This is a genomic window from Myxococcus sp. CA039A, assembly GCF_013336645.1.
Lineage (GTDB): Bacteria > Myxococcota > Myxococcia > Myxococcales > Myxococcaceae > Myxococcus > Myxococcus llanfairpwllgwyngyllgogerychwyrndrobwllllantysiliogogogochensis.
In genome coordinates, this window is record NZ_JABUMQ010000481.1 from 1 (window position 1) to 5,957 (window position 5,957).

General features: G+C 68.0%; 6 protein-coding genes. 1 reads left to right on the plus strand and 5 read right to left on the minus strand.

Translation table 11 applies throughout. From position 1 onward, the window contains the following. From HR086_RS43885 to ald, 4 genes are all read right to left on the minus strand, one after another. The coding region (locus tag HR086_RS43885) for a response regulator transcription factor (RefSeq protein WP_174468616.1) at positions 1-755 on the minus strand (755 nt) is incomplete at its 3' end. 212 nt (positions 756-967) lie between these two features. Continuing rightward, positions 968-1,849 (minus strand): anti-sigma factor, encoded by an 882-nt coding sequence (locus HR086_RS43890; protein WP_141648078.1) that lies wholly within the window; start codon positions 1,847-1,849, stop codon positions 968-970. Between the two features lie 23 nt (positions 1,850-1,872). Further along, positions 1,873-2,514 (minus strand): sigma-70 family RNA polymerase sigma factor, encoded by a 642-nt coding sequence (locus HR086_RS43895; protein WP_141648079.1) that lies wholly within the window; start codon positions 2,512-2,514, stop codon positions 1,873-1,875. 244 nt (positions 2,515-2,758) lie between these two features. Further along, entirely contained in the window at positions 2,759-3,883 is a 1,125-nt protein-coding gene (ald, locus tag HR086_RS43900) for an alanine dehydrogenase (RefSeq protein WP_174464240.1), read from the minus strand. A gap of 200 nt (positions 3,884-4,083) precedes the next feature. On the opposite strand from ald, the gene HR086_RS43905 reads away from it, so the two are divergent. Beyond that, on the plus strand, positions 4,084-5,385 hold the full coding sequence (locus tag HR086_RS43905) for a radical SAM protein (RefSeq protein WP_174456659.1): 1,302 nt from the start codon (positions 4,084-4,086) through the stop codon (positions 5,383-5,385). A 110-nt stretch (positions 5,386-5,495) separates the two neighbouring features. Here HR086_RS43905 and HR086_RS43910 read toward each other — a convergent pair. After that, positions 5,496-5,957: PleD family two-component system response regulator (locus HR086_RS43910; protein ID WP_174468617.1), on the minus strand; the 462-nt coding region annotated here is incomplete at its 5' end.

The window sequence follows — 5,957 nt, forward strand, 5'->3', positions numbered from 1 at the left end:
ACCCTCAGCGGGGGCGGCGGCGCGGCGGCGGGGACGGGCATGAAGCCCACCACCGTCTTCTCCGAGTCATCCAGCGCGTCCAGGGCGTCATCCGCGTCCGAGCCGAGCGAGTCCAGGGTGGAGAAGTCCTCCTCCACGCCCTCCACGACGGCGTCGGGAGGCGCCTCGACGGGCTCCTCCTCCACGAGCGCGGCGGGCTCCGGCTCGGGCGAGGACATGTCGTTGAAGGCCGCGTCCAGGTCCAGCTCCTCGCCGGCGACCGCGGGCTCTTCTTCGCCCGTGTCCACGGAGATCTCCTCGCCGAAGTCCGCCGTCATCGGCTCATCGCCGAGCGCGTCCAGGGTGAGGCTCTCGTCCACGACGTCCTCGGAGACGGGCAGCTCCGGGAAGCCAATCAGCGCGCCCACGCGGTCCGTGAGGAGCTGCGCGTCCACCGGCATGGCCACGTACTCGTCCGCGTGCGCCTTCAGCTTGCGGTGCTGCGCGAAACCATCCGGGTTGCCGATGATGACAATGGGGACGTTCTTGAGGTCATCGTCCTTCTTCAGCTTGCCGCAGATGAGGTAGCCGTTCTGCCCGGCGGACAGCTCCACGGCCAGCACGACGAGGTCGGGCCGGTCCCGGCGAATCTGCTCCACGCTGCCCTTGCCGTCGGCGGTGTCGTCCACCGTGAAGCCCCGTCCTTCCAGGACGGGCCGCAGGGTGGCGGCGAGGGCGGTGTCGCTCTTTTCGACGATCAGGATTTTCTTGGACATGTAGGAACGGCCCGACCTGGGTGCGGCGCGCGCGGGCGCCACGAGTGACGGTGGCACGCGAGGAAAGAAGTGCCATCGAGGCTATCGGCCATGTCAGGGACCGTCAAATGTTCGGGCCGCACGGAATTCCGCTCGCCGGGCAGCCGGGCGGCCGCTTCCAGCGCGACTCACGTGAGGCGCTTCGAACACGAGGGGATGCCGCGCGCTTCTGCTCAGGGATACGAAGCGGGCTCGGCGGAGACGGCGGGACGGGAGCGCTGGGGCCGCGGGAGTGTTTGATACGAGTAATTCCCGTCAGCGGATTCGAGCGTCCGAGGCGTGCTCGCCACCGTGGTGCCGTGCTCGCGCTCATCCAGCATGCGGAGGATGTCGCGCTCGTCCATGTCGGTGACCATCTCGTAGACGATTTCGTGGTCCCGCCAGGTGACGATGTTGAAGCCCTGCGCGGAGTCGACTTCCACCGCGGGCAGCGCCTGGGGCCGGGGGCCGTCCTCGTCGGGGAGGACGAAGACGCCCAGCCGGCGCGTGGGCTCGCCGTCGTCGGGGAGCGTCTCGTAACTGATGTACGCGACTTCGCGGCCGTTGAGGATGGAGATGCGGCCACCCAGGGGCTTCGCCTTGGGGAGCTGGGGAAGGGCGACGCGCGCGTCCACCTTGCCCTTGAACCAGGTCTCCAACTGCTCGGGCGCGGACGAGGCGATTTCGAACGGCAGTCCGCGCGAGTGGCGCTTGATGATCTCTTCCCGGGCCTGCCGCTGCCGCTGCCCGGCTTGATACGTGGACCAGCCCCCCGTCACCGTCACCACGACCAGCGCGACGGCGCCCGCGCGCAACCAGACGCCGTACTGGGCGCGACGGTGTTCCTGGTGGAGCCCCCGGGCGATACCCGCGCGCAGGGAGTCCGGCGCGCGCATCTGCTTCACGGAGTGACGGGCGGCCCTGCGAAGGGCCAACTGCATGTTCCGCTCATCCTCGACGCGCCCCTGGCAAGCGGCGCACGTGGTGAGGTGGGATTCGAGGTCGACCCGCTCCTCCGGCTGAAATTCGCCGTCGAGATACGGGTACAGAAGCCGTTCGAGTTCCTGGCAGTTCATGGGCGCGCGGTAGGAACCTGTTTCTACCCCGTCTTCTTCCTTTGACGATACTCTTCGAGGTTCGCCGGCGTATCGGTGCCCTCGCCTTCGTGTCGGAAGACACCCTGGCCCACCGCGTACTCGCGCAGCGTCTTCTGCAGGAGCTTGCGGCCGCGGAACAGCCGGCTCATCACCGTGCCCACGGGGCACTCGAGAATCTCGGCGATCTCCTTGTAGGAGAACTCCTGCAGGTCCGCGAGGATGACCACCAGTCGGAAGTCGATGGGCAGGGAGTCGATGGCGCGCAGCACGTCGTCCGACAGGAGCCTGTCGAAGAAGTACTGCTCCGGGTTGGCCGCGAAGTCCGTCGCGTCCCGGCTGACGAAGCGCTCATGGACCGCCTCGCGCTCCACGCCCTCCACCACCGTGCGCTCCTTCACCTTCCGCCGGTAGCGGTTGATGAACGTGTTGGTGAGGATCTTGAAGAGCCAGGCCTTGATGTTGGTGCCCCGCTCGAACTTGTCGAAGAACCGGTAGGCCCGCATGCAGGTGTCCTGAACCAGGTCCTCTGCATCCCTTTCGTTCTTCGTCAGGCGCAGGGCCGCCGAGTACAGCGGGTCCAGGTGGGCCAGCGCCAGTTCCTCGAATTCCTGCTTCGTCCGGTTGGGTTGTCTGAAATCCAACATGTCCCGCCTTCCAAAGGCCCGAAACAATTGGGGAATGAGTTGTCGCCTGCCCATCAATGTATGCATGGGAACAGAAGTCGCAACAACGGCTTCCCAGTCACACCCGCCCGTCCGGTCGCTTCGGGTACGCCAGACTCCGGACGGGGCACTTTATTCCCCACTTTCAATAACGAAGGGGAGACGGGATGTCGCCATCCGCGCCTCCCCTCCGGGTGGGGCCCTGCCTGTCAGGCCGCTCTACAGGCTACTTGCCGCTGATCGCGTCCAGGATGGGGCGGTAGTCGTACCCCAGGTCCTTGGCGACGGCCTCGTAGGTGACGTGGCCGTTGTAGGTGTTCATCGCACGCGCGAGGGCGCGGTCGGCCTTCACGGCCTCCACCAGGCCCAGGTCGGCGATCTTCCGCGAGTAGGGGCGGGTGGTGTTGGTGAGGGCGTAGGTGGACGTCTGGGGCACCGCGCCGGGCATGTTGGCGACGCAGTAGTGGACGACGCCGTGCACGACGAACGTGGGGTTGTCGTGGGTGGTGGGCTTGCACGTTTCAATGCAGCCGCCCTGGTCCACGGCGACGTCGACGACGACCGCGCCGGGGGTCATCTCGGAGATGAGGGCCTCGGAGACGAGCTTGGGGGCCTTGCCGCCGGGGATGAGGACCGCGCCGACGACGAGGTCCGCCTCGCGCACGGACGTCGCGATGCTCTCCGTGTCGGAGGCCAGCACGCTGACGCGGCCGAGGAACACGTCATCCAGGTAGGTGAGGCGCTCCAGGTTGACGTCGAGGATGGTAACCTCGGCGCCCATGCCCACCGCCACCTTGGCGGCGCACAGGCCGACGACGCCGCCGCCGATGATGGTGACGCGACCGCGGCGCACGCCGGGCACGCCGCCCAGCAGGATGCCCTTGCCGCCGTGGGCCTTCTCCAGCGAGGCCGCGCCGACCTGGATGGCCATCTTTCCGGCCACCTCGCTCATGGGCTTGAGCAGCGGCAGGCTGCCGTCATCCAGCTGCAGCGTCTCGTACGCGACGGCCGCCGCCTTCTTCTTCACCAGCGTCTTGGTCAGCTCCGGGTCCACACCGGCCAGGTGGAAATACGTGTAGATGATCTGCCCGGGCTGGATGCGCTCGTACTCCGGCGCGATGGGCTCCTTCACCTTGACGATCATCTCCGCGCGCTTCCACACCTCGTCCGCGCTGGCGATGAGCTGCGCGCCGACGCGCTGGTACTCCGAGTCGGGGATGCCTGAGCCGACGCCGGCGTTCGTTTCGACCAACACCGTGTGGCCCGCGCTCGTGAGCGCGCGCACGCCCGCAGGCACCATGCCGACGCGGTACTCACGGGTTTTGATCTCCTTGGGAACTCCGACGATCACGACTGCCTCCGAAAGGGACTGAAAAAGCGCGCGGACCCTAACGAGCCCTCCCGAGGGAATCAAGGCATCCGCCGAAGCCGGACACATGTCACCGGTGAGCCTTTGTTACCTCGGAGGGATGACGCGTGGCGTTGAATGCAACGCGTCTCATCGCGCTTCGACGTCGAAAGAGAAGGGGGGCTGGTGGTAGTTAGCGTCACATGACGTCCGCGCCCAAGCTGCTGTTCGCCGACCCCAAGGGGAAGGTGATGGAGCACCCCTACCTGCTGGCCACGCTGCGCAGCGGCGAGGAACTCGTTCCTCCGCAGGACAAGCCCATCCCCCTGCCGTCCGCCGGGCGGCTGGTCCACCTGCCGGGCAGGCTCCCCGTGGGCCAGGACCCCCGGACGGGGGAGCTGGAGCTGGTGCGGGAGATCAACGTGGGCGGCAAGACCTTCACCCCCAACGCGGTGGGCGCGCTCCTGCCGCCGGGCTACACGCGCACGTTCTTGCCGGGCGAGGTGAAGGGCAACGGGCCGGTGCTGCCGCAGTGGGCCTATACGGCGGCGGCGTGGGGCAAGGACGGGCCGGTGGCGTGGGCCATCCACACGGACCGCCGCTCGCATTGGGATCCGGAGCGCTACTCGACGCCGGACATGAAGGCGCTGGTGGACAAGCACCTGGCGCGCTTCCCGGACAACCGCGTGCTCAAGCAGCTCAAGACGTGCGCGATGTTGTACCGGTGCTTCACGTCGCAGAACACCTTCTATGTCCGCGACGAGGCGGCCATCCCCGCGTCTGTCATGTGCAACGCGCGCTGCGTGGGCTGCATCTCCGACCAGCCGGCGGGCGGCCCACCCGCGTCGCACGAGCGGATGGATGACGGCCCCACCGCCGAGGAGATGGGCGCCATTGGCCTGTTCCATCTGGAGAACGCGCCCGGCCGCACCATGGTGAGCTTTGGCCAGGGCTGCGAGGGCGAGCCGCTCACTCGCTGGAAGCAGATCGCGGAGTCCATCCGCTACATGCGCGCGCGCACGGACAAGGGCTCCATCAACATCAACACCAACGCGAGCCTCACGCGCGGCCTGGAGGCCCTGCTCGACGCGGGCCTGGACGCGGTGCGCGTGTCGCTCAACGCGGCGTCGAAGGGGCTGTACGAGGCCTATTACAAGCCGGTGAAGTACGGCTGGGAGGACGTCGAGGCGTCGATTGCCCTCGCGCGCGAGCGCGGCGCGTACCTGGCGCTCAACCTGCTCCTGTTCCCCGGCGTCACGGACCGCGAGGGCGAGGTGAAGGCCCTGGAGCGGCTGGTGAAGAAGTACAAGGTGGACCAGGTGCAGACGCGCTCGCTGGCCATCGACCCGCTCCAGTACCTGGACGCGGCGCGGGACGTGGGCGCGGGCGGAGAGCCGGTGGGCATCCGCGAGCTGCTCCAGCGCCTGAAGGCGGCGCGGCCGGGGCTCATCATCGGCAACTTCGCGCGCGGGCTGGAAGAGCGGGAGAACGCCGCGGGACGGTGAAGCCCGGAGCTCGCCGAACGGGACGGGCCCGCGTGAGGCGGGCCCGTGTGTCTCCTGGCGGGCTTCGTCGAGAACGGACGCGCGCGGGCCGGGTGGGGCCCTCGCGTCGGCTACTCTCCGCCGCCAGGCGGCATCAGCTCCTTGGCGACCAGGTTCCCCATGACGGCATCCTTGGGGATGTAGCCATCGGCGCCGGCCTCACGACAGATGCGCTGGAGCTCCTCGACGTTTTCGCCGGAGCACAAGAGCACCTTGATGCCCTTGAAGAGGCTGTTGCTCTTGATGAAGCGGCAGAACTGCTCGCCGTTCACGTTGGGCATCCGCACGTCCAGCAGCACCAGGTCCGGACGCGTCTGCTTCTTGAGGATGATCTTCGTGGCCTTGTCGGCGGTGTCCGCGACATGGACCTCGAAGCCCTTCGCCACCAGATCCGCCTCGATGATTCGGGCGGTCATCTCGCTGTCGTCGACAATGAGGATGCGCGGCTTGCGCCCACCGGTGCTGGGGGCGGCCTTGAGCCCCGTCGAGGCGACAGGAGCGGCGGCCGGGGCGGCTGCCTGGGGGGCGTCCGA